This window comes from Sphingomonas faeni (assembly GCF_030817315.1).
Lineage (GTDB): Bacteria > Pseudomonadota > Alphaproteobacteria > Sphingomonadales > Sphingomonadaceae > Sphingomonas > Sphingomonas faeni_C.
The window spans coordinates 1,608,132-1,629,200 of record NZ_JAUSZF010000001.1; the positions used below are offsets into that span (position 1 = coordinate 1,608,132).

Below are 21,069 nucleotides of genomic sequence, written 5' to 3' on the forward strand. Positions count from 1 at the left end.
TATGCGTCTATGCGTCTATGCCTCAGGCGCCGAGCACCCAGGCACCTCCCCAGCGAAGGCCGGGGTCCAGTTGGGCAACGTCGCTAACGGAGGACAACGCTTCGCTACGCCGACCTCGCCAACTGGACCCCCGCCTTCGCCGGGGAGGCCCCTCTCAAGACGTCCTCAGAACGTCGTGCTGATCCCGAGCGTGAACACCTGGCCCAGATTATACCGGTTGATGTACACCTGGTTGCCGTTCTCGAACGTCTGGCCCTCGGTGAAGCGGGTCTTGGTCAGGTTACGCGCTTCGGCCTTCACCTCGAACCTGGCACCGCGCAGTTCGACACCCTGGCGGGCGACGAGATCCAGGCGGATGCCGGGCTTCTCGATGATGTCGGGCAGGAAGCCCGTGCCACCAAGGTTGGACGGGCCGCGGTTGGTCACGCGGTCGCTCGCATAGTTGAAGAGCAACGTGATCTGCGACAGCCGTTTGGTGTCCTCCAGCCCAAGCTGGACATTGACCAGATGGTCCGACTGGCCAGTGAGCGGCGCCCCGTCGCGGAAATTGCCGGTCGCAGGTGCGAAGCCGACCTGGCATCCCCCGGTCGCCGTCCTTTGGTCCACGACGTTCGGGACGCAGGTGTTATCCACGGTGATCGACGACTGCGTATAGGTGTAGTTGGCGATGAACAGCAGTCGGCGCGTCGCGAAGAAATCGCTGCCGAGGGTGTCGAGCGGCACGTATTTCTGGAACTCGACCTCGCCGCCGTACAGTTTGGCCTTGGGCAGGTTGGTGAAGCCGGTCTGGAGACGATCGTCGGCGCCGGTATAGAAACCGACCTGCTCGATCGGCTTGTCGATCCGCTTGTAGAACGCACCAAGCGTGAAGCGCTGGTCGCGCGCGAAGAACCATTCGTAGCGTGCGTCGAGGTTGTAGAGCTTGGTGTCCTGCAACAGCGGGTTACCGAAGAATAGGCGATCCGATTCTGGATCGCGGAACTGCTGCGGCGCAAGCTCGCGAAACTGCGGGCGCGAGATCGTCTTCGACGCACTCGCACGAAGCTGCATGTCGGGCGCGAAATTCCAGGTCAGTGTCGAGGCCGGCAGGAAGTAATCGTTCTTCAGCCGCGTCGTCCCCGAGCCGATCGGGGTAACCCGCTCGTCCGCCGTCTCGTAGCGTACGCCGATCGTCGCACGGACACCGTCGGTCGCCTCTGCCTCGGCCTGGACATAGCCCGCATGGATCCGCAGCGACGCGTCATATTGATATGCACCCAGCGGCGTGTTGAACTGCAATTCCAGCGAGTTCAGCGGATCGTTGGTGTCAATCGCGAGCAGGTAATCCGGACGCAGCAGATTGTACGGATAGCCCGGCGCGGTGCCACCACCGCGCGGCGTCTGGTAGTTGAACTGGAGGCGCGACGACGTACGCTTCGTATCCGAGAAGAAATAGCCGGTCGACAGCGTCATCGGCCGATCGGTCGACAGCTTGTACGCCGCGTCCGCCTGCCCGCTGTAGAGGTCTTCCTTCAGTTCGCTGAAGATGATCGACGCGAACGGCGAGAAGCGCTGCGTCACCTGGTACGCGCCGTTGCACTGCGCGCCGCCGGTCCCGTTCGGATCCTGCACCGCGATCGGCTGGCCTGTGGTCGTGGTGTTCGAGCAGAGATAGTCGAACTGCCGCTCGTACGGCGCGTTACGCTTCGAATTGGCATAGGCGCCACGCACGTCGAGCGTCAGTGCGTCGACCGGCTTGAACGCGCCGACCAGCTGGCTCTCGAACAGCTGGCGTTCGAACCAGTTGGTGTTCTGCTGGAAACGCAGGCCGCTGGAGTTGTTGTAGGTGGTCGCCGCCGACCCACGTGCCTGCTTCAGCGTATCGTGGATATAGACGTTGGTCAGCTTGATGCTGTTCTCGCCGAACTCATAGCCGACGCCGATCAGCGCGTTGGCGACCATCCGGTTGTCGGTCAGCAAGGTCTGGAAATCGTTGCGCAGCAGACCCTCGTTGGTGACCGAATCCTGCTGCGTGATGCTGCGCGTACGGAACGTGTTGCTCGCGCTGACCGACGCGATCACCCCGAGCCGCCCCGAACCGATATCGAACACCGAGCCACCGCTGATCTCGCCCGAGAAATTTGCGGGAAGCTGGTTATTGCGCTGGAGTAGCGAGGTCGAAGCGTTGCTGAGCGTCGCAGCCTGCGCCGCCGAGATGTTGCCGTTGCCGCTAGGCGCGTTCTTGATGAAGCTCGGCACTTTCCGCGTGCCGTCGTCGAAGCCGATCCAGTCGGCATCGCCCCCATAATAGGTGTAGCCGAGTTCGCTGGTCGTAGCGGTGTCGGCCGAGACCGAGCCGCCGAACGACAGGAAGTTCTTGTCCGGGATCGCCTTGGTCGTGAGATTGATCACGCCGCCGCCGAACTCGCCCGGATAATTCACCGAATAGGTCTTCTGGACCAGCGCGGACCCGACGATCGTGGTCGGGAAGATATCGAGCGGCACCGAACGACGCAGCGGCTCGGGGCTAGGCAGTGGCGAGCCGTTGAGCAGCGACGACGAGTAACGATCGCCGAGACCGCGGACATACACGAAGCCGTTGCCGACGATGCTGAGCCCGGTGACGCGCGACAGCGCGCCGGCGATGTCGCCTTCGCCGGTGCGCGCGATATCTTCGGTCGACAGGATCGACACGACCTGCGGCGTCGCGCGGACAAAATTGGGGATGTTGCGACCGACGACGACGATGTCCTCGCCGCCATTGGGATCATAGCCAGGCGTCGAGACTTCGGCCTGCGCACCGGCAGCCTGTGGCGCGGACGTGTCCACCGGCGTCGAGGTCGGCCCGGTCGGCGTGGTCGACGCGGGCGGTGGTGCAGCCGGAGCCGGCGCAGCGCCGCCAGCCGCAGGGGCCGTCTGCGCCAGCACCGCGGGCGCGACCAGCTGCGAGGTCAGGAGAAGTAAGGTGGCATAGCCGAAGCGCGTCTGCATGGCCGAATATCCAGATCAGGAGTCTATGGGCGAATGCCGGGGCGGTCTTTCGAACCACCCCGGCATCGCTGCTCACGTCATCGACCGCACCAGCTGGCTAGCAGGCCGACTAAGGGGTCGAGGGCGCGCCGTTACCGGCCGTTGCAGTTGAAGTAGACCGAGGTGAAGATCGGCGGACCCTGGTCCTGCTTCGCTGCATCAGCCGCACGGACGGTCGAGCGATCGGCCTGGCTGGCTTCCTGCGCGACCAGGTTGAGGCAGGCGACGGTCGCCGGCGTCTTCACGATGCCGTTGACGAAGCGCATGTCCGACCCACCACGCTGGCGGATCGCGGCCGGCGCAAGCGCGGTCTGCACGAACGTGAAGTTCGAGAACTGACCGAAGGTGCGTGGCAACAGATCCTCGGCGCCGTTCGAGTCGATCTCGGTCGAGAACGAGTCGGCGGTCGCACCGAGCAGGCGCTGTGCGGCGATGATGAACTGCATGAAGCCGCGATAACCGTTGTCGATATCGAAGCCGTCGTCGTCCGCACCGGTAACCGCGAAATACTTGACGTTCGTGGTCCCGCCGAAGATCTCGACGCCGTCATCGGCCGAATTGTGGCTCTGGACGTGATCGATCGTCGTGCCCGAACCGGTGCCGCCGAGCGTCAGGCCCTGAAGCTCGTTGCCGTCGCTGATCGCGATGCCGCTGTAGCGGATCTGGACATACTGCATCGTGCCGCTGTTGTCCGCTTGCGTTGGACCACCGTAGAAGCGCCCGGTGACGCCTTCGATCGCCTGCTGGCAGGTCGTGCTGGTGCCACCCGCATTGTTCGGACCGGTGCCGGTCGCGCAGACCCCGACGGGGGCGCGACCGAGCAGGATGATCCCGCCCCACTGGCCCTGCGTCGCATCGCTGACGCCGTTGGCGGTCAGGTTCTGCTGCGACGTGAAGATGATCGGCGCGTCGCGCGTACCGACGGCGCTGATCTTCGACCCGCGGTTGACGAGGAGGAGATCGGCGGTGACTTCGGTCGAGTCGGCTGCGACGACCACGCCCGGTGCGATCGTCAGCGTCACGCCGGTATCGGCACCGGTCGTGCCGACATCGGCGCCGACTTCGGTCTGGCCACGCAGGCGATAGAACACGCCGGCGATCTTCGGCAGCGTCAGGCTGGACGAGATGACGGTCGGCAGGCGGCAGGCGCGGAACGTCTGGACCAGACCATCGTCGATCGTGCCGGTCGGGCACGCTGCGGCCGAGCCGCCAGCGCCGACGGCAGGAACCGCGGTGCAGCGCGCGGTCGTGCTGCCGCCGAACTCGGCCGACGTGGAGGCGCAGGTCCAACCTTGGAACGCGGTGTCGGTCGGGCCGTTCAGCGCGCCGACGAAGTTGGTGCTAGTGAAGAACGGGTTGATCGACGACGGATCGGTCGCGGTCGTGGCGGACGTCGCGGCAGTCGGATACACGCCGGTCAGGACGTTGGTGCCGTTGACGTTGTTGTTGGTGCCGGCATTGACGATCGCAAGCTGCTCGTCGGCGCTGATCGTGATCGTCCCATCCGAGCGTCCGCCCGAGGTCGAGGCGAACTGGGCGGCGGTGATCGCCGATGGGGTCGGCGTCGGTGTGGACGGCGTCGGGGTCGGCGTGGCTGGCGGGGTGATGATCACCGTGCCCGCGCCCGGCGAAGCGACGTCGTCGGCACCACCGCATGCGGTGAGTGCGAGGCAGGCCGTGCCGGTCAGCAGGATCGTGCCGAGGCGAGTAAAGCTGGTCATGCGAAGGACTCCCGAGTCGTACCGTTGTGTGTTCGGATCGACCCAGGCTCCCCCCTGTCGACCGTGACTTGGCGGTTAGGCTGGCCAGATGACGCTGCGATGCGATTTAGGTGACGCTTGCATGACGATGATATGACGGTTCGATGACTGTCGATCGGGGGCGTGCTCGGCAACGTGTTCGGCCACGGGGTTGAAAACCGCGCCATCGAACACATCTCTTCCGATCCGGCGCGCGATGATTTACAGGCGCTGCCAGAGTCACCCGCGGCGCATCCCTGCGACTGCGTGGCCAGACCATCATTACAGGATTATTCGACGACAATGGCCTCTTTCAAGGACCCCAGTTTCCAGGACCGCACGAGCAGCGCAGCCGCCGCCAAGCAGAAGGCGCTCGAAGCGCTTCGTGCCAAGCCGCCGATCGACGAAGCCGTCGTCGCCGAACGCCTCGCCGCGCGCGAAGCCAAAGAACTAGCCGAGCGCGAGAAGCGCGCTGCTAAGCGCGCCGCCGAGGACGAGGCCAAGGCCGCCAAGAAGGCCGAAGCCGAGGCTGCTGCCGCGAAGAAGCGCGAAGCCGAAGCCAAGGTCGAACTGACCGACGCCGAGAAGAAGGCGATTCGCGACGCAAAGTACGCGGCACGGAAGAACAAGAAGAAGTGATTTCGGGGCGGCCGTCGTGCCGCCCTTGCTACCGCGATGTTACAAACCGCTCGCTTCACTTAAGCCACCACCCCGGCGAAGGCCGGGGCCCAGCTGGCAAAGTCGAAGTAACGAAGCGCAGACCGCCGTTGGTGACGTACCCCAACTGGGCCCCGGCCTCCGCCGGGGTGGCGCTTGAAAACAGCGCAGTCCTCTAATCACGTTGTTCTCCCGCGAAGGCGGGAGCCCAGCCTGGACTCCCGCCTTCGCGGGAGAACAATGTGAGCGGTCGCAGAAGTCAGCGCCCCCAGCAATTCTCCCCGAAAGGGAGGGGATCGTCGGCGAAACCCTACTCCGCCTGCTCCCAACCGCCCCCCAGCGCCTTGAACAGCGCCACCGTCAGCTGCCGCAACTGCGCATCGCTCGATACCAGCTGTTCCCGCGCCGTCAGCACGTCCGTCTCCGCATTCAGCAGCGTAGTCTGCGCCACGAAGCCGGTCCGGTACTGCGACTCCGCCGCCTTCGCGCTGCTCTGCGCATCGACTACCGCCCGCTGCAAGGCTGCATTCCGACGCCGTTCGGCCGCGATCTGCGCGAGCGGATCCTCGACGTCACGCAACGCCTGCAACACGGTCGAGCGATAGCGCAGATACGCCTGCTCGCGGTCCTCCTCGCGCGACTTCACCGTCGCCTTGCGCCGCCCCCAGTCGAGCAACGGGAATTGCGCCGCGCCGGACGCGGTCAGCTGGAGGCTGTCGCCCGAGAACAGATTGCCGAGCGCAGTCGAGATCAACTGGCTCATGCCGGTGAGGCTGAACCTCGGATACATATCCGCGACCTCCACACCAATATCCGCGGTCGATGCCGCCAGATCGCGCTCTGCCGCCCGCACGTCAGGACGACGACGCAACAGCTCCGACGGCAACCCGGCCGGAATCATCGGCACACCAAGCGGTGCCACCGAAGGCGCCGCGAGTTCGCTCATCAACGTAGCCGGGCGGCTCACCCAGTAGGATCGCCAGCGCGTGCATCCGCACGTCGACATCGGCGCGGACCGGCTCGGCGCGCGCCTCAGTCGAGGTGATCGACGCACGCTGCCGGGTTACGTCGATCGGCGGGACGAGGCCGACCTTGGCGATGTTGCCAGCGATCGTCAGCGCGCGCTGCTGGTTGGCGATCTCGCTCTCGATCGTTGCGAGTTGCGCCTGATCGAGCCGCAGCGCGAAATACGCCTGCGCGACTTCGGCGGCTAGCGTCACCGCAGCGTCGCGCTTCGACCAGACCGCAGCCTCCGTCCGCGCCCGCGCGCCCTCGGTACTGCGTCGGACACCGCCGAACAGGTCGAGCTCCCAGCTGGCATCGAACCCGACCGAATACGTCGTGATCCCGCTACCGGGCAGCGCGATGCCGCCGGTCGAGCCGGTGCCGCCTGCGCCCGTACCGCCGCTGAATGCGCGCGCGATCGACGCGAGGCCGGCGTTCTTGCTGAACTCGATATGGCTCGGGCTGGCGCTCGCGTTGACGCTCGGCAACCCTTGCGACCGCGCGACGATCTCCTGCAACCGCGCCTGGCGCACCCGCGATGCGGCGATCGCGATGTCGGGATTGCCCTTCAGCGCTCGCTCGACGAGCCCGTCCAGCTGCGGATCGCGGAACGCCGACCACCAGCGCGCCGGATCTACCGCGGCACCAACAGTCGCTTGCGGCCCGACGAATGCCGGCGGCACCGGCATCTCTGGCGCAATGTAATTCGGGCCGACGGTGCACCCCGCGAGCAGGGCCGCGACCGCAACCACCATGAACCGCGCACGCATCAATGCATCCCTCCCGAGGGTGCGCCGCCGGTCTTGCCGGAGCGCATGAATAAAACCAGTGGCGCGACGACCAGCACGACCACCATCATCGCGCGGAACACGTCGAGGAACGCGAGCATCGTCGCCTGCCGCTGCATCTGGCTGTAAAGTACCGCGAGTGGTGTGGTGGATGGATCCCCCTGCCCTGCAAACACTCCCGCCGCCTTTTGCATCCAGTCGTTATAGTTCGGATCGAGCGGGTTGAGCGTCTGGGTCAGTTCCGACTGGTGCCGCTGCAACCCGCCTGCAAGCTGCGTCTGTGCGAAACAGATCCCGATCGTCCCGCCGAGATTGCGCGAGACGTTGAGCAGGCTCGATGCCTGCGCGGTCTGCGTCTGCTTGAGCCCGACATAGGCGATCGCGTTGATCGGCACGAACAGGAACGGCAGCGCCATCGCCTGGAACAGTCGCGCGAAGGCCGCATCGGAGAACGCAATGTCGGCGGTCAGGTGGCTCATGTTCCACAGCGCGAACGCCTGCACCAGCAACGCCGGGAACAGGAGGAAACGGACGTCGACGAGCCCGCTCAATCGCCCCGCGAACGGCACCATCACCAGCGTCGCGAGACCTCCGGCGGTCAGCGCGAGGCCTGCGTCGAGCGAGCTGTAGCCGAGCACCTGTTGCAGCATCTGCGGGATCAGCTGCGTCGTACCGAACAGGATCATCCCGGTGACGCCCATGATGCCGATCGTCAGCGCAAAGTTGCGGTTCTTCATCAGCTTGAGGTCGATCACCGGGTCCTTGTGGTTCAATTCCCAGATGACGAGGCTGACCAGCGATACCGCGGCGATGATCGCCGACATGACGATGAAGCCGCTCGCGAACCAATCCTCCCGCTCGCCGCGATCGAAGGTGAGTTCGAGGAAGCCGAGCCCCAGCGCGACCAGCGCGACGCCGACGTAATCGATCGTCAGGCCATTCTTGAAGCGCTCGTCGCGGTCCTTCTTCACCTGCGGCGGCTCATCGACGAACGTCTCGACGAGGAACCACGCGCCGATGCCAACCGGCACGTTGATCAGGAACACCCAATGCCAGCTCGAATATTCGACGATGTAGCCACCGAGCGTCGGCCCGAGCACGGGTCCCACGACGACGACGATCGCGAAGGCCGCGAACGCCATGCCGCGCTGTTTGGGCGGGAAGGTGTCGGCGAGGATCGACTGTTCGACCGGCGCCAATCCGCCGCCGCCTATGCCTTGCAGCACGCGTGCGACAACGAGCGTACCGATGTTCGGTGCCAGGCCGCAGAGCAGCGAGGCGAGCGTGAACAGCGCGATCGAGAGGAGGAAATAGCGCTTCCGCCCGATCGCGTCGGACAGCCAGCCCGAGATCGGGATGACGATCGCGTTGGCGACGAGGTAGCTGGTGAGCACCCAGGTCGCCTGATCGGTGGTGATCGACAGCCCGCCCGAGATATGATCGAGCGCGACGTTGGCGATCGAGGTGTCGAGCACCTCCATGAAAGTCGGGATCGAGATGATCGCGACGATCAGCCACGGGCTGTACTTGCCCGCCGCCGACCGGCTCGGCGACCAGGTGTGACCGCCCCCCGCATCGACTTTCGCCCCAGTTTGTTGAGCGGGCGCGTTGGCCACCTCAGCGCACCTTGACGGTAGGCACCACCGACATGCCGGGGCCGATCGGATAGCGCTTCGGATCGGGGCCGTTCTTGGCATCGAACACGATCCGGACGGGTACGCGCTGAACGACCTTCACGTAATTGCCGGTCGCATTCTGCGGAGGCAGCAAGGCAAAGGCCTGGCCCGCCCCGCGCTGGATCGAGTCGATATGACCTTTGAACTCCACCCCGGGATAAGCATCAACATGAATATCAACCGGCTGGCCGATCTTCATTAACGTGAGCTGCGTCTCCTTGAAATTGGCAGTCACCCACATTTTATCAGGGACGATCGCCATCAGCTGCGTGCCGGGAGCGACATAGGAACCGACGTTGACCGAACGGTTGACGACCTGCCCTGCGACCGGGGCGGTCAGGCGGAGATCGCCGATCGTGACGTTCGCCTGCTCGACCTGTGCGCGACGGGCGTCGATCACCGACTTCGCGGCGCCGACCTGTTTGCGGGCAACGCTGATCTGGGCGGTGGCGGTGTCGATTTGCTCGCGCGCGGCGGCGGCATCGGCGGCTGTTTGGCGCGCGGTGGCACGCGCCTGATCGAGCTGCTGGCCCGCGACGGCGCTCGGATCGAGCCGGAGCAGCGCCTCATAGCGCGCGAGATCCTGCTGGGCTTTCACCGCAGCTGCCATCGGCACGCGCGCCTGCGCCGCGGCCTGTTGGCGTTGCGCCTCGGCAGCGGTCACCTGCGCCTGCGCCTGCGCGAACTGCGCGCGGGCCTGCGATTCGTTCGCCTGCGCCTCGGCGACCTGGGCGTCGCGGCCGGATGCCTTGATGACGGCGAGCAGGCGGCCGGCCTCGACGTGGCGGTTGTCGATGTCGGCGACCTGTACCAGCGTGCCTGCGACCTGCGGCGCGAGGCGGACGATGTGCGTGTCGACGAACGCGTCGTCGGTCGACTCGAACTGCCGCGCGTGCAGCCAGTAGAGCACCCCGCCGATGATAAGCCCGCCGCCGACGATGACGAGGATGATCCAAAACAACGGTTTCTTGAACACCGACGGCTTCTTGTCGTCTTCGTCCGCCTCGTCCTGCTGCTCGGTATCGGACTGCTGGTCCTCGCCGTTCGGGTCGGGCTTGCGGCCGTCGTCCTCGTGGTCGGCATCTGAGTGGTTCGTCTGGTCGGTCATGCCTGGCCCTGTTCTTCAGCACGCATCGAATCGAGAATGGCGTCGATATTGGCGTCGATCCGCGCCTTGATATCGAGGATGTCGGAAGGCTCGAGCGTGTCGCGCTCGAGCAATTTGAGGCAGGTCGCGCGGCTCGATCGCAACGCCACTACCTGCCCGAGCAGCGTGATTGTCGCGATCCGGGCGGTGCGGACGTTGCGCAGGCCGGTCGCGATGCACACGAACTCGCCGAGCTGTCGCACCATCTGGCCCATCACGCCGCCGTAGATCCGTTCGAACGCCTCGCTCGGCTTCATCTGTTCGCGCAGCACGAACAACGTCCAGTCAGCGCTATCGGCGCTCGCCATCTTGTCTGCGAGACGGCCTAGGATGCGATGGATTTGCGCGCGCGCACCGGCTGCGTCGTCCGCGGCGATGTCATGGTCAAGGTCGTTCGGGTCTCCCATCACCGCAGTCATGCGCTCGGCGATCCGGTCGGCAGCGGCAAGGTACAGCCCCTCCTTGCCGCCGTAGTGATAGGTGATCGACGACATCGCTGTGCCGGCCGCGGCGGCGATGCCGCGCGTGCTGGCGCCTTCGAGGCCTTTGGCGCCGAATTCGCTGATCGCGATGTCGAGGAGTCGAGACTGGACCACACCGCGTCCTTAGTTCGATCGAACGAATGAGCCTAATGAAGAAGATGTCATGTTTGGGGATAGGGTCGTCAGGCTCTATTCAGACGCTCCTCCCCTCCCTGAAAGGGAGGGGTTGGGGGTGGGTAGGCCCGCTTGTGCCGCAACCGTCCGCCGATACGGAAGCCGACCCACCCCCAGCCCCTCCCTTTCAGGGAGGGGGGAAGAAGGAGCGCCTTCCTAAAAGCAAAGGACGAAGGGTGACGCCGTGGCCAGAATCAGAAACGCCGGCCCCTTCGTGCGAAGGAACCGGCGTAAATCTGGTGGGCGCGACAGGGATTGAACCTGTGACCCCACCCGTGTGAAGGGTGTGCTCTACCGCTGAGCTACGCGCCCGAAACTCGTTCGGAAGCGGGCGTTTAGGCAGACGATGCCTGCCTGTCCAGCCCTTAAGTGGTTAGCCTTTCGATCGGCACAACTAGGGGGCGCGCTGTAGGCGACGGAGGAGGACATGGAACCTCAATGCTCGCCTACCGCCTCCTCCGTCTGGCAATCGCCAGCAATCGCTCCCAACCGGGAGAGAATCATACTGCCACGCCGCTTTAGTTAACCGCGTCCTTCAGGCCCTTGCCGGCCTTAAACTTCGGTTGGGTCGAGGCCTTAATCGTCATCGGTTCCCCGGTGCGGGGATTGCGGCCGGTTGAGGCCTTGCGCTTCGAGATCGAGAACGTGCCGAAGCCTACCAAGCGAACCTCGTCGCCCTTCTTTAGCGATGCCTCAATCGCATCGAACACCGCCTCGACCGCCTTAACCGCGTCAGCCTTCACTAGTCCGGACGTGTCGGCAACCGTCGCGATCAGCTCCTGCTTGTTCATATAATCCCCCGGGAAAACTCGAATCAGCCGCGATGGAGTCGCGGCCGCAATCAGCGCGCAATAATGCGGCGGCCCCGTCTGCTGTCAAACGAAACCGCCGCGCTATAGCTTACGATCCAAACATGGATCAGTGGTGAAGGCCACCCCCGACCGGCGTAATCGGTGCCGGCGGCAGGGCCGCCAGCTCGTCGGCATCGGTCCACTCGATTGCCTCCAGCGGCTCGGTGAGCGCCAGACGGAGCACCTCGTCGACATGCTTGACGGGAATGATCTTCAGCCCCGCCTTGATGTTCGCCGGAATCTCCGCGAGGTCCTTCTGGTTTTCGGCCGGGATCAGCACCGTCTCGATCCCGCCCCGCAGCGCCGCGAGCAGCTTCTCCTTGAGCCCACCGATCGGCAGCACGCGACCGCGCAATGTGACCTCGCCGGTCATCGCCACCTCGCGCCGGATCGGCACGCCGGTCAGCGTCGAGACGATCGACGTGACCATGCCGATACCCGCCGAGGGACCGTCCTTCGGCACCGCACCCTCGGGCAGATGGATGTGGATGTCCTTGCGCGCGAACAGGCTCGGCTTGATCCCGTAGCTCGGCGCACGGGCCTTCACATAGCTGAACGCGGTCTCGATCGACTCCTTCATCACGTCGCCGAGCGTACCGGTCAGCTTGGCCTGCCCCTTGCCCGCGACCGTGACGCTCTCGATGGTCAGTAGCTCACCGCCGACCTCGGTCCAGGCGAGCCCGGTGACCGCACCGATCTGGTTCTCGGTTTCGCCGAGCCCGTGGCGATACTTCTGGACACCCGCATATTCGCCGACGTTTTCCGGCGTGATCGTGACGCTGGTGGTCTTGTTCTCGAGGATCTGGCGCAGCGCCTTGCGGCACAGCTTGGCGATCTCGCGCTCCAGCGTACGCACGCCCGCCTCCCGCGTGTACTGCTGAATGAGCGTCCGCAGCCCCTCCTGAGTCAACGTGAACTCGCCCGGCTTCAGGCCATGCGCCTCGATCTGCTTCTCGATCAGATGACGCTCGGCGATCTCGACCTTCTCGTCCTCGGTATAGCCCTCCAGACGGATGATCTCCATCCGGTCGAGCAGCGCCTGCGGAAGATTGAGCGAGTTCGCGGTGCAGACGAACATCACGTCCGACAGGTCGATGTCGACCTCCAGATAATGATCCTGGAACTTGCCGTTCTGCTCCGGGTCGAGCACCTCCAGCAACGCGGACGCGGGATCGCCGCGGAAATCCTGGCCGAGCTTGTCGATCTCGTCGAGCAGGAACAGCGGGTTCGACGTGCCGGCCTTCTTGAGATTGGTCACGATCTTGCCGGGAAGGGAGCCGATATAGGTCCGGCGATGGCCACGGATCTCGGCTTCGTCACGCACGCCGCCCAACGACTGGCGGATGAACTCGCGCCCGGTCGCCTTGGCGATCGACTTGCCGAGCGAGGTCTTGCCGACGCCCGGAGGGCCGACGAGGCACAGGATCGGGCCTTTCAGCTTGTTGGTGCGCGCCTGCACGGCGAGATACTCGACGATCCGGTCCTTGACCTTCTCGAGCGCGTAATGATCCTCGTCCAGCGTCACCTGTGCGGCGGCGATGTCCTTCTTTATCTTCGACTTCTTGCCCCAGGGGAGCCCGAGCAGCACGTCGAGATAATTGCGCACCACGGTCGCCTCGGCGCTCATCGGCGCCATCGTCTTCAGTTTCTTCAGCTCGGCTGTGGCCTTAGAGCGCGCTTCCTTGCTCATCTTGAGCGTGGCGATCTTCTGCGTCAGCTCGGCGATCTCGTCGCCTTCGCCCTCGCCGTCCTCGTTACCCAGCTCGCGCTGGATCGCCTTCAACTGCTCGTTGAGGTAATATTCGCGCTGCGTCTTCTCCATCTGGCGCTTGACGCGGCTCTTGATCTTCTTTTCGACCTGCAGGACGCCCAGTTCGCCCTCCATAGCCACCATCGCCATTTCGAGACGCTTCGACGGGTTGGTCTCGATCAGCATCGCCTGCTTCTCGGCGACCTTGATCGCGATGTTGGCAACGACCGCATCGGACAGCTTCGACGCGTCGTCGATCTCCGACATCTGGACCGCGGTCTCGGACGCAAGCTTGCGGTTGAGCTTGGCGTAATTCTCGAACTGCTCGACCACCGATCGCATCAGCGCGGTGACCTCGGCGCCTTCGACCTCGGCATCGGCGACCGTCTCGACCGTGGCGGTCAGGAAGTCGCCCGATTCGTCCAGCGTCTCCAACGTCGCGCGCTGCTTGCCCTCGACCAGCACGCGGACGGTGCCGTCGGGGAGCTTCAGCAGCTGGAGGACGGTCGCGGTTACGCCCATCGAATACAGGTCGTCGCGCGCGGGATCGTCCTCGGCCGGGTCGACCTGCGCGACGAGATAGATCTCCTTGTCCGCCGCCATCGCCGCTTCGAGCGCGGCAACGGACTTATCGCGGCCGACGAACAGCGGCACGATCATGTGCGGGAAGACGACGATGTCGCGAAGGGGAAGGACGGGGTACTGGGTCATGAACGCTCCGGTGGGTGCCTGCATGGGGGCATAGTCTGTAGCTTATATGGTGAGGATGAAGCGTCCATCAATTGGTTGGCGGTTGTTACGGGTTTTCGCGCGCACCCCAGCCCAACCGCTCTCCTGCGAACGCAGGGGTCCATGGTAGCAAGCGGCGGTATTCGTGATCCTGGGCTCCTACGTTCGCAGGAGAACCGAAGAGGCCGGATCGCACTTGTATGCGGGCCTCCCAGGCGCGAGAACGTGGCATGATTTCCCGTCTCCTCCTCGCCGCCAGCGCCACCGCGCTCCTCGCCGCCGCACCGCTACCGAAGAAGGGCGAACCGGCGATCACCGCGCAGACGCAGCGCTCCGGCGGGGTGCTTACGCCCGAGCAGACCGCGCTCCGGTTCGACAGCGCCGACCTCGCCTTCGAGGTCCTGCCGGAGACGGAGAGCCTGAACGGCGTGGCGACTTTGGTCTTCACCGCCAAGGCCCCCCTCGCCCGCCTGCCTATCGACCTCGACCGCAACCTGCCGGTCAGCGCGATCGCGATCGACGGCGTGCCGCTCGCCCCCTCGGCGTGGAGCAATCCCGAGGGACGGCTGATCATCACGTTGCCGAAACCCGTCCCGGCCGGCGGGAAAGTCACCGCGAAGATCACCTATGCCGGCACGCCGCACGTCGCGGTGAAAGCGCCGTGGGACGACGGCATGGTCTGGTCGAAGACCCCCGACGGCCGGACCTGGTTCGCGACGACCGCAGAAGGCTATGGCTGCGACCTGTTCTGGCCGTGCCTCGACTTCCCGACCGGCGAGCCCGCGCTGGTGACGCTGCACATCACCGTGCCGCAGGGGCTGAAGGCGCCCTCGAACGGCGTGCTGCTCGGCGTCGATACGCTGGCCGATGGGCGCACGACCTGGAACTGGTGTGCCAAGCACCCCAACACCTACGGTATCGCGCTGAACGTCGGGCCGTATGAGGAGATCAGCGGCAGCTACAAGAGCCGCTTCGGCAACAGCATTCCGATGTATTACTGGTATCTGCCGGGCGAAAAGCCGCAGGCGGAGAAGCTGTTCGCCGAGTTCGCGCCGACGCTCGATTTCTTCGAGAGCATGATCGGCCCCTACTCGTTTGGCGACGAGAAGCTCGGCGTGGTCGAGACGCCGCACAAGGGCATGGAGCACCAGACGATCAACGCGTACGGCAACGAATACGCCAAGGCGCCGGAGGGGTTCGACTGGCTGTTCCAGCATGAGTTCGCACATGAGTGGTTCGGCAACCAGCTGACCGCCGCCAACTGGGACGATTACTGGCTCCACGAGGGCTATGGCACGTACATGCAGCCGCTCTACGGCCAGTGGCGCGAGGGGCGTGCGCGGTATGCGGCGATGATGCAGGGCGAGCGCACCTCGATCATGAACCTCAAGCCGATCACGCAGCAGCGCGTCACCACCGAGGAGGAGGTGTACGAACTCGACAAGGGCGGCGCCGGGCAGGACATCTATTACAAGGGCTCGTGGATGCTCCACACGCTGCGCGGGCTGATCGGCGACAAGGCGTTCTTCGACGTCACGCGGCTCGCGGTGTATGGGCGCGCGGATCCGAAGCCGGGGAATTTCGCACCGCGGTTCGGGTCGACGAAGGAGTATGAGGCGCTCGTCCAAAAAGTGACGGGGAAGAACTATAAATGGTTCTTCGACGTGTATCTGCGGCAAGCGGCGCTGCCCGAACTGGTCGAGACGCGGACGGGGAATATTTTGTCGCTGACATGGAAGATGCCGGGTAACGGACCGTTCCCGCTGCCGGTTGAGGTGCAGATCGATGGGAAGACGCGGAAATTGCCGATGACTGGGGGGAAGGCGAGCCTGTCCGTCCCGGCCGGCGCGCATGTCGTGATCGATCCCGACGCGCTGGTCCTGCGGCGGAGTGTCGCGCTGGAAGACGCGGCCGCCTGGAAAGCCGCGCAAGCTGCGAAGGAGAAGACGCAATGACATCACAGCCGCTCCCCCGCGAAGGCGGGAGCCCAGGAGTCCCAGGCGCTAGCGCACGCGACCCTGTTCTCCTGCGTTTGCAGGAGAACAGGGTCGCGTGCGGGGCGGAAATGGCGGCGATCTTTATGGTCGGGGATGGCCTGATCGGCCTGCTTCAGCCGCGCCGTCATGTCGACCTCTGGAAGGACAATGCACTCGGCACGGAGAAGCTGGTAAAGCCGTTCGTCGACCGCCCCGGTCGTCGGCGCCTCTATGCGGTGGTGCAGATCGCCGCGGGTCTTGCCTTGGCTGCACGTCAAAGACGATGAAGGCGACGGGCTGGCTCCTGCTCATGCTGTCGCTCGCCGGGTGCGGCTCAGGCGACGACGCAGCCTCGACCGACCAGATCGCGCGGGGCGAACGCGTGTTCCGGCGCTGCACCGCGTGCCACACGATCGGGCAATATGCCGGCGATACGGATGGTCCCAATCTCTACGGCGTGATGGGCGGACCGATCGGCGAGCGGCGCCCGCGCTTCTCCTACACGGCCGGACTGAAAGCGCTGGGCGGCAACTGGGACGCGGAGCGCATGGACCGGTGGCTCTCCAACCCGCGCCGGATGGTGTCCGGCACGACGATGGCCTTCGCCGGCCTGCCCGACCCGAGGGACCGCGCCGACGTCATCGCCTATCTGTCGACGCAAGGCCCCCGCCCCTAGGGAACAACCGTCGTGAACAGATAGGCGGCGAAGATCACGAGATGGACGACGCCTTGCAGCACCGTCGTCCGCCCGGTGCCGAGCGACAGCGTCGCGACGAACAGCGACAGCGCGAGCAGCGTCATGCCTTTGCCGTCGATCCCCAAGGCCAATGGAAGGTCGAGCACCAGCGATACGATCGCGACGCTCGGGATCGTCAGCCCGATCGTTGCCAGTGCAGAGCCGAGCGCGAGGTTGAGGCTGGTCTGGAGCCGGTTGCGCCGCGCCGCCTTGTAGGCCGCGAGGCTCTCCGGGGCGAGCACCAGCGCCGCGATGACCACGCCGACCACTGCGAGCGGCAACCCCGCACTCAGCACGGCAGCCTCGATGGTCGGCGACAAGGTCTTTGCGAGGAGCACCACCGAAACCAGCGCGACCAGCAGCACACCGAACGCGATTCCCGTCGCTCGTATTGACGGCGGGGCGGCATGAGCCTGCGCGTGCGCGTCATTGGCCGAGGGCAGGAAATAATCGCGGTGGCGCACGGTCTGGACCAGGACGAACGTCCCGTAGAGAACGAACGAGACGATCGCGACGAATATCAACTGCGACGGCGCATAGGTCGGGCCCGTCGTTGACGAGGTATAATTGGGAAGGATCAACGACAGAACCGACATCGCCGCCAGCACGCCCAGCGCCGCGCTCACACCCTTCAGCGTGAAGCACTGCTCATGATGCCGCACCGCCCCCGCCAGCAGGCACAGTCCGACGATGAAGTTGAGGATGATCATGATCGCGGCGAACACCGTATCGCGCGCAAGCGCCGCAGCGTCCGCCGCATCCGCCAGCATCAGCGACACGATCAGCGAGACTTCGATCACGGTGACGGCGATCGCGAGGACGAGCGTGCCGAACGGTTCACCCACCTTGTGCGCGATGACTTCGGCATGATGCACTGCGGCGAGGACGCTGCCGATCAAAACGATGACGGCGGCCGCGGTGCCGAGCGCGCCCAACTTGGCGAGCCCGACGAGGACGGCGATCAAACCCAGGCCCGGCGCGATCAGCGTCCAGAGCGGGAGCGCCAGGCGGTCCGGCATCGTCTCCGCCACATAGTTATTCGGTCGGTCGGCCACTTCGATCGTCATGCAGTCTCCCTCGTTCCACTTGGATAACGAATGCGTGACGGCCGATAAGGGTCCGAGTCGGGGCGGTTGTGTGACAGACGGGATGGCGTAGGTTGTGGCGATGCTGGCTCCCGATCTCCGCCAAACGCTGGTCATGGTGGAGGAGGCGATGCGCGACACGCAGGGCCCGTGGTGGGTCATTTCCAGCGCGGCGGTGGCGCTGCACGGGGTAACGCCGATCGAGGTTGGCGATGTCGATGTGGTCGCGAGCGTGGCAGATGCTCGGCGGGTGATGCATGGGCTAGGGATCCCTCCGATCGAGGATGGCGCCAGTTCGCTCTTTCGGTCGACCGTGTTCGGGCGGTGGGAGACGCCACCCTTGGTCGTCGAGATCATGGCGGGGTTCCACGTTGCGACGTCGGCTGGGTGGACGGAGGTTTTACCGAGGACGCGCGTACCTGTCCTCGTCGAAGCGTGCGCTGTCTACGTACCAGAGCGCGCGGAGTTAGCCGGGATGCTCAGGCTGTTCGGGCGTCCGAAGGATCTGGAACGGGTTCGGCTTTTGACCTCGTTGACGTAGCATCAGAATCGCCCTCAGCCTTACCACGAACAAAGGGGACGACGAGGCGGACGATCAGGCCAAGCAAGAGATCCTCCCCTGCAAGGGGAGGTGGCGCGAAGCGACGGAGGGGTGATGGCCTATCGAGAGCGGGTCACCCCTCCGTCAGCGCTCTGCGCTGCCACCTCCCCTTGCAGGGGAGGATCGAAGTGATCCCTGCCCGGCTGATGCCGTCCGTCATCCTGACGAAAGTCAGGATCCAGGGTACTAAGCGCAGGTCTTCTTGGCTCTGGGTCCTGACTTTCGTCAGGATGACGGATCGGGTTTTATGGGCGAGCTTCACCCCAACGGGTGGGGCGTTTGTGTACCGCACGCTCTCACCAAAACGAAAAAAAGGCGCCGATCGCTCGGCGCCCTCTCCCATATCTCAAACCGCTTCCGCTTTAAGCAGCGTCGCCGGTCTTCTTCTTTTCCGCATACACCCGAATAGGTTCCTTGCGGCCTTCGATCACGTCCTTGTCGATCATCACCTCGTCGACGCCGTCCATGCCGGGCAGGTCGAACATCGTGTCGAGCAGGATGCTCTCAAGGATCGAACGAAGTCCGCGCGCGCCGGTCTTGCGTTCGATGCCCTTCTTGGCGACCGAAACCAGCGCGTCGTCGGTAAAGCCGAGCGCGACGTCCTCCATCTCGAACAGCTTCTGGTACTGCTTGACCAGCGCGTTCTTCGGCTCCTTCAGAATCTTCACCAGCGCGTCGACGTCGAGATCCTCGAGCGTCGCGATCACCGGCAGACGGCCGACGAACTCGGGGATAAGCCCGAACTTCAGCAGATCCTCGGGCTCGACCGACTTCAGCGTCTCGCCGGTCTTGCGCTCGTCCGGTCCGGCGACATACGCGCCGAAACCGATCGACTTGCCCTGCAGACGATCGCCGATGATCTTCTCGAGACCCGAGAAGGCACCGCCGCAGATGAACAGGATGTTGGTCGTATCCACCTGCAGGAATTCCTGCTGCGGATGCTTGCGCCCACCCTGTGGCGGCACCGACGCGGTCGTGCCTTCCATCAGCTTGAGCAACGCCTGCTGCACGCCTTCGCCCGACACGTCGCGGGTGATCGAGGGGTTCTCGGCCTTGCGCGAGATCTTGTCGATCTCGTCGATGTAGACGATCCCGCGCTGCGCCCGCTCGACGTTATAGTCGGACGCCTGGAGCAACTTGAGGATGATGTTCTCGACGTCCTCGCCGACGTAACCCGCCTCGGTCAGCGTCGTCGCATCGGCCATCGTGAACGGCACGTCGAGGATGCGGGCGAGCGTCTGCGCGAGCAGCGTCTTGCCGCAACCGGTCGGCCCGACGAGCAGGATGTTCGACTTGGACAGCTCGACATCGGCACCCTTGGCGCCGTGGTTGAGCCGCTTGTAGTGATTGTGCACCGCCACCGACAGGACGCGCTTGGCGCGCTTCTGGCCGATCACGTAATCGTCGAGGACGTCGCAGATCTCCTGCGGAGTCGGGACGCCGCCATCCTTCTTGGACACCAAGGCCGACTTCGTCTCCTCGCGGATGATGTCGTTGCAAAGTTCGACGCACTCGTCGCAGATGAACACGGTTGGACCCGCGATCAACTTGCGTACCTCATGCTGCGACTTGCCGCAGAACGAGCAATAGAGGGTGCTCTTCGAGTCGCCACCGCTCAGCTTCGTCATTCAATCACCTCTCGCGCATGTCGGTGCACGTGCCGTTTCCGGGGCCGCTACCGTAACGCACCCCGGAGTTCCTACAATCAAATAAACCGGCGGGGTTTACGATTCACCCCATGCCCGTCTCGTTCAAGCGGGTTTCGGGGCATCCTCGGATACCGCCGGACGCTTGTCGAATACCTCGTCGATCAGCCCGAAATCCTTCGCCTCGTTCGCTTCGAGGAACGTATCGCGATCCATCCGGCGTTCGATCTCTTCGATCGGCTGACCGGTGTACTGCGAATACAGCTCGTTCATGCGCTTGCGGATACGCAGGATCTCGCGGGCCTGGATCTCGGATGTCGCTGGCCATGCCCTGTGCACCACCCGATGGCTGATGGATCATGATGCGCGCGTTGGTCATCGCGACGCGCATACCCGGCTCACCGCTCGCGAGCAGGAAGCTGCCCATCGAGGCGGCCTGGCCGATGCAGACGGTGCCGACGCGCGGACGGATGTACCGCATCGTGTCGTGGATCGCCATGCCCGCCGTGACGACACCGCCCGGCGAGTTGATGTACATGAAGATGTCCTTCTTTGGGTTCTCGGACTCGAGGAAGAGCAGCTGTGCGGTGATCAGCGAGGCCATGCCGTCCTCGACGCCGCCGGTCACGAAGATGATGCGCTCGCGAAGCAGGCGCGAGAAGATGTCGAACGAACGCTCGCCGCGGTTCGACTGCTCGATGACGATGGGAACCAGGCCTGCTTGCGTCTGCTGCAGGCCGAGCCCGGCGCTGGCCAACGGGCTCGCGAAATCGCCGGTCTCGAACGGATTGTGCATGGAAATCTCTCTTATGCCCCAGTGAACCGCTAACATCGGCTGTCCGGGAGGGGAGTTCAAGCCCTTCGCACCTTGGCATGGGGACAGCTTCCCCTCGCCCCTCCGGGGAGAGGGAGGGGCCCGCACGCACTTGCGGGTGGGAGGGTGAGGGGACGTTGGGATTCGCCAACCTCCCCTCCCCCTTCCGTCGCCAAGTGGCTCCTCCTTCCCTCTCCCCGGAGG

General features: G+C 64.8%; 16 protein-coding genes, 1 tRNA gene and 1 pseudogene. 5 read left to right on the plus strand and 13 right to left on the minus strand.

Features of this window, described 5'->3' with window-relative positions; genetic code table 11:
- Positions 1-165 precede the first annotated feature (165 nt).
- Both QFZ54_RS07450 and QFZ54_RS07455 read right to left on the minus strand, forming a co-directional pair.
- Positions 166-2,970, minus strand: a complete 2,805-nt coding sequence (locus QFZ54_RS07450; RefSeq protein ID WP_307085892.1) for a TonB-dependent receptor domain-containing protein — start codon at positions 2,968-2,970, stop codon at positions 166-168.
- 131 nt (positions 2,971-3,101) lie between these two features.
- Positions 3,102-4,730, minus strand: coding sequence for a hypothetical protein (locus QFZ54_RS07455; protein WP_307085894.1), 1,629 nt, complete (start codon positions 4,728-4,730; stop codon positions 3,102-3,104).
- Between the two features lie 162 nt (positions 4,731-4,892).
- On the opposite strand from QFZ54_RS07455, the gene QFZ54_RS07460 reads away from it, so the two are divergent.
- Positions 4,893-5,387 (plus strand): DUF6481 family protein, encoded by a 495-nt coding sequence (locus QFZ54_RS07460; protein ID WP_307085896.1) that lies wholly within the window; start codon positions 4,893-4,895, stop codon positions 5,385-5,387.
- A gap of 328 nt (positions 5,388-5,715) precedes the next feature.
- Here QFZ54_RS07460 and QFZ54_RS07465 read toward each other — a convergent pair whose 3' ends face one another.
- The 8 genes from QFZ54_RS07465 to lon all read right to left on the minus strand — a co-directional run bounded on the left by QFZ54_RS07465 (position 5,716) and on the right by lon (position 13,989).
- Positions 5,716-6,276: a TolC family protein gene (locus QFZ54_RS07465; protein ID WP_307085898.1), complete on the minus strand. Its 561-nt coding sequence runs from the start codon at positions 6,274-6,276 to the stop codon at positions 5,716-5,718.
- On the minus strand, positions 6,260-7,180 hold the full coding sequence (locus QFZ54_RS07470) for a TolC family protein (RefSeq protein WP_307085900.1): 921 nt from the start codon (positions 7,178-7,180) through the stop codon (positions 6,260-6,262). Before QFZ54_RS07470 ends, QFZ54_RS07465 begins: the two co-directional genes overlap by 17 nt.
- Positions 7,180-8,814, minus strand: a complete 1,635-nt coding sequence (locus QFZ54_RS07475) for a DHA2 family efflux MFS transporter permease subunit (protein ID WP_307085903.1) — start codon at positions 8,812-8,814, stop codon at positions 7,180-7,182. The genes QFZ54_RS07470 and QFZ54_RS07475 overlap by 1 nt, the downstream gene beginning before the upstream one ends.
- Position 8,815: 1 nt before the next feature.
- A complete protein-coding gene (locus tag QFZ54_RS07480; protein WP_307085905.1) occupies positions 8,816-9,982 on the minus strand; it encodes an HlyD family secretion protein in 1,167 nt (388 codons plus the stop codon).
- Positions 9,979-10,617 carry a CerR family C-terminal domain-containing protein gene (locus QFZ54_RS07485; RefSeq protein WP_307085907.1) on the minus strand — a complete coding sequence of 213 codons (639 nt, stop codon included), beginning with the start codon at positions 10,615-10,617 and terminating at the stop codon, positions 9,979-9,981. Before QFZ54_RS07485 ends, QFZ54_RS07480 begins: the two co-directional genes overlap by 4 nt.
- Positions 10,618-10,914: 297 nt before the next feature.
- Positions 10,915-10,989, minus strand: a tRNA-Val gene (locus tag QFZ54_RS07490).
- Between the two features lie 206 nt (positions 10,990-11,195).
- The gene (locus tag QFZ54_RS07495; RefSeq protein WP_268795398.1) at positions 11,196-11,492 is read right to left on the minus strand and encodes an HU family DNA-binding protein; all 297 of its coding nucleotides are present in this window, start codon (positions 11,490-11,492) and stop codon (positions 11,196-11,198) included.
- Between the two features lie 103 nt (positions 11,493-11,595).
- Positions 11,596-13,989: an endopeptidase La gene (gene lon / locus QFZ54_RS07500; RefSeq protein ID WP_307085909.1), complete on the minus strand. Its 2,394-nt coding sequence runs from the start codon at positions 13,987-13,989 to the stop codon at positions 11,596-11,598.
- Positions 13,990-14,237: 248 nt separating this feature from the next.
- On the opposite strand from lon, the gene QFZ54_RS07505 reads away from it, so the two are divergent.
- The 3 genes from QFZ54_RS07505 to QFZ54_RS07515 all read left to right on the plus strand — a co-directional run bounded on the left by QFZ54_RS07505 (position 14,238) and on the right by QFZ54_RS07515 (position 16,659).
- Positions 14,238-15,962 (plus strand): M1 family metallopeptidase, encoded by a 1,725-nt coding sequence (locus tag QFZ54_RS07505; protein WP_307085911.1) that lies wholly within the window; start codon positions 14,238-14,240, stop codon positions 15,960-15,962.
- A 110-nt stretch (positions 15,963-16,072) separates the two neighbouring features.
- Positions 16,073-16,270, plus strand: a complete 198-nt coding sequence (locus QFZ54_RS07510; RefSeq protein ID WP_307085913.1) for a hypothetical protein — start codon at positions 16,073-16,075, stop codon at positions 16,268-16,270.
- Positions 16,267-16,659 carry a c-type cytochrome gene (locus tag QFZ54_RS07515; protein ID WP_307085915.1) on the plus strand — a complete coding sequence of 131 codons (393 nt, stop codon included), beginning with the start codon at positions 16,267-16,269 and terminating at the stop codon, positions 16,657-16,659. Before QFZ54_RS07510 ends, QFZ54_RS07515 begins: the two co-directional genes overlap by 4 nt.
- Here the strand turns inward: QFZ54_RS07515 and QFZ54_RS07520 are convergent.
- The gene (locus QFZ54_RS07520) at positions 16,656-17,786 is read right to left on the minus strand and encodes a calcium:proton antiporter (protein ID WP_307085917.1); all 1,131 of its coding nucleotides are present in this window, start codon (positions 17,784-17,786) and stop codon (positions 16,656-16,658) included. The two genes, QFZ54_RS07515 and QFZ54_RS07520, sit on opposite strands and share 4 nt — an antisense overlap.
- A gap of 100 nt (positions 17,787-17,886) precedes the next feature.
- Here QFZ54_RS07520 and QFZ54_RS07525 point away from each other — a divergent pair, with 100 nt between their 5' ends.
- A complete protein-coding gene (locus QFZ54_RS07525; protein ID WP_307085918.1) occupies positions 17,887-18,345 on the plus strand; it encodes a hypothetical protein in 459 nt (152 codons plus the stop codon).
- Between the two features lie 422 nt (positions 18,346-18,767).
- Here QFZ54_RS07525 and clpX read toward each other — a convergent pair whose 3' ends face one another.
- Positions 18,768-20,033, minus strand: coding sequence for an ATP-dependent Clp protease ATP-binding subunit ClpX (gene clpX, locus QFZ54_RS07530; RefSeq protein WP_056048170.1), 1,266 nt, complete (start codon positions 20,031-20,033; stop codon positions 18,768-18,770).
- A gap of 123 nt (positions 20,034-20,156) precedes the next feature.
- Positions 20,157-20,847, minus strand: a pseudogene (locus QFZ54_RS07535) (ATP-dependent Clp protease proteolytic subunit).
- Positions 20,848-21,069: the final 222 nt, after the last annotated feature.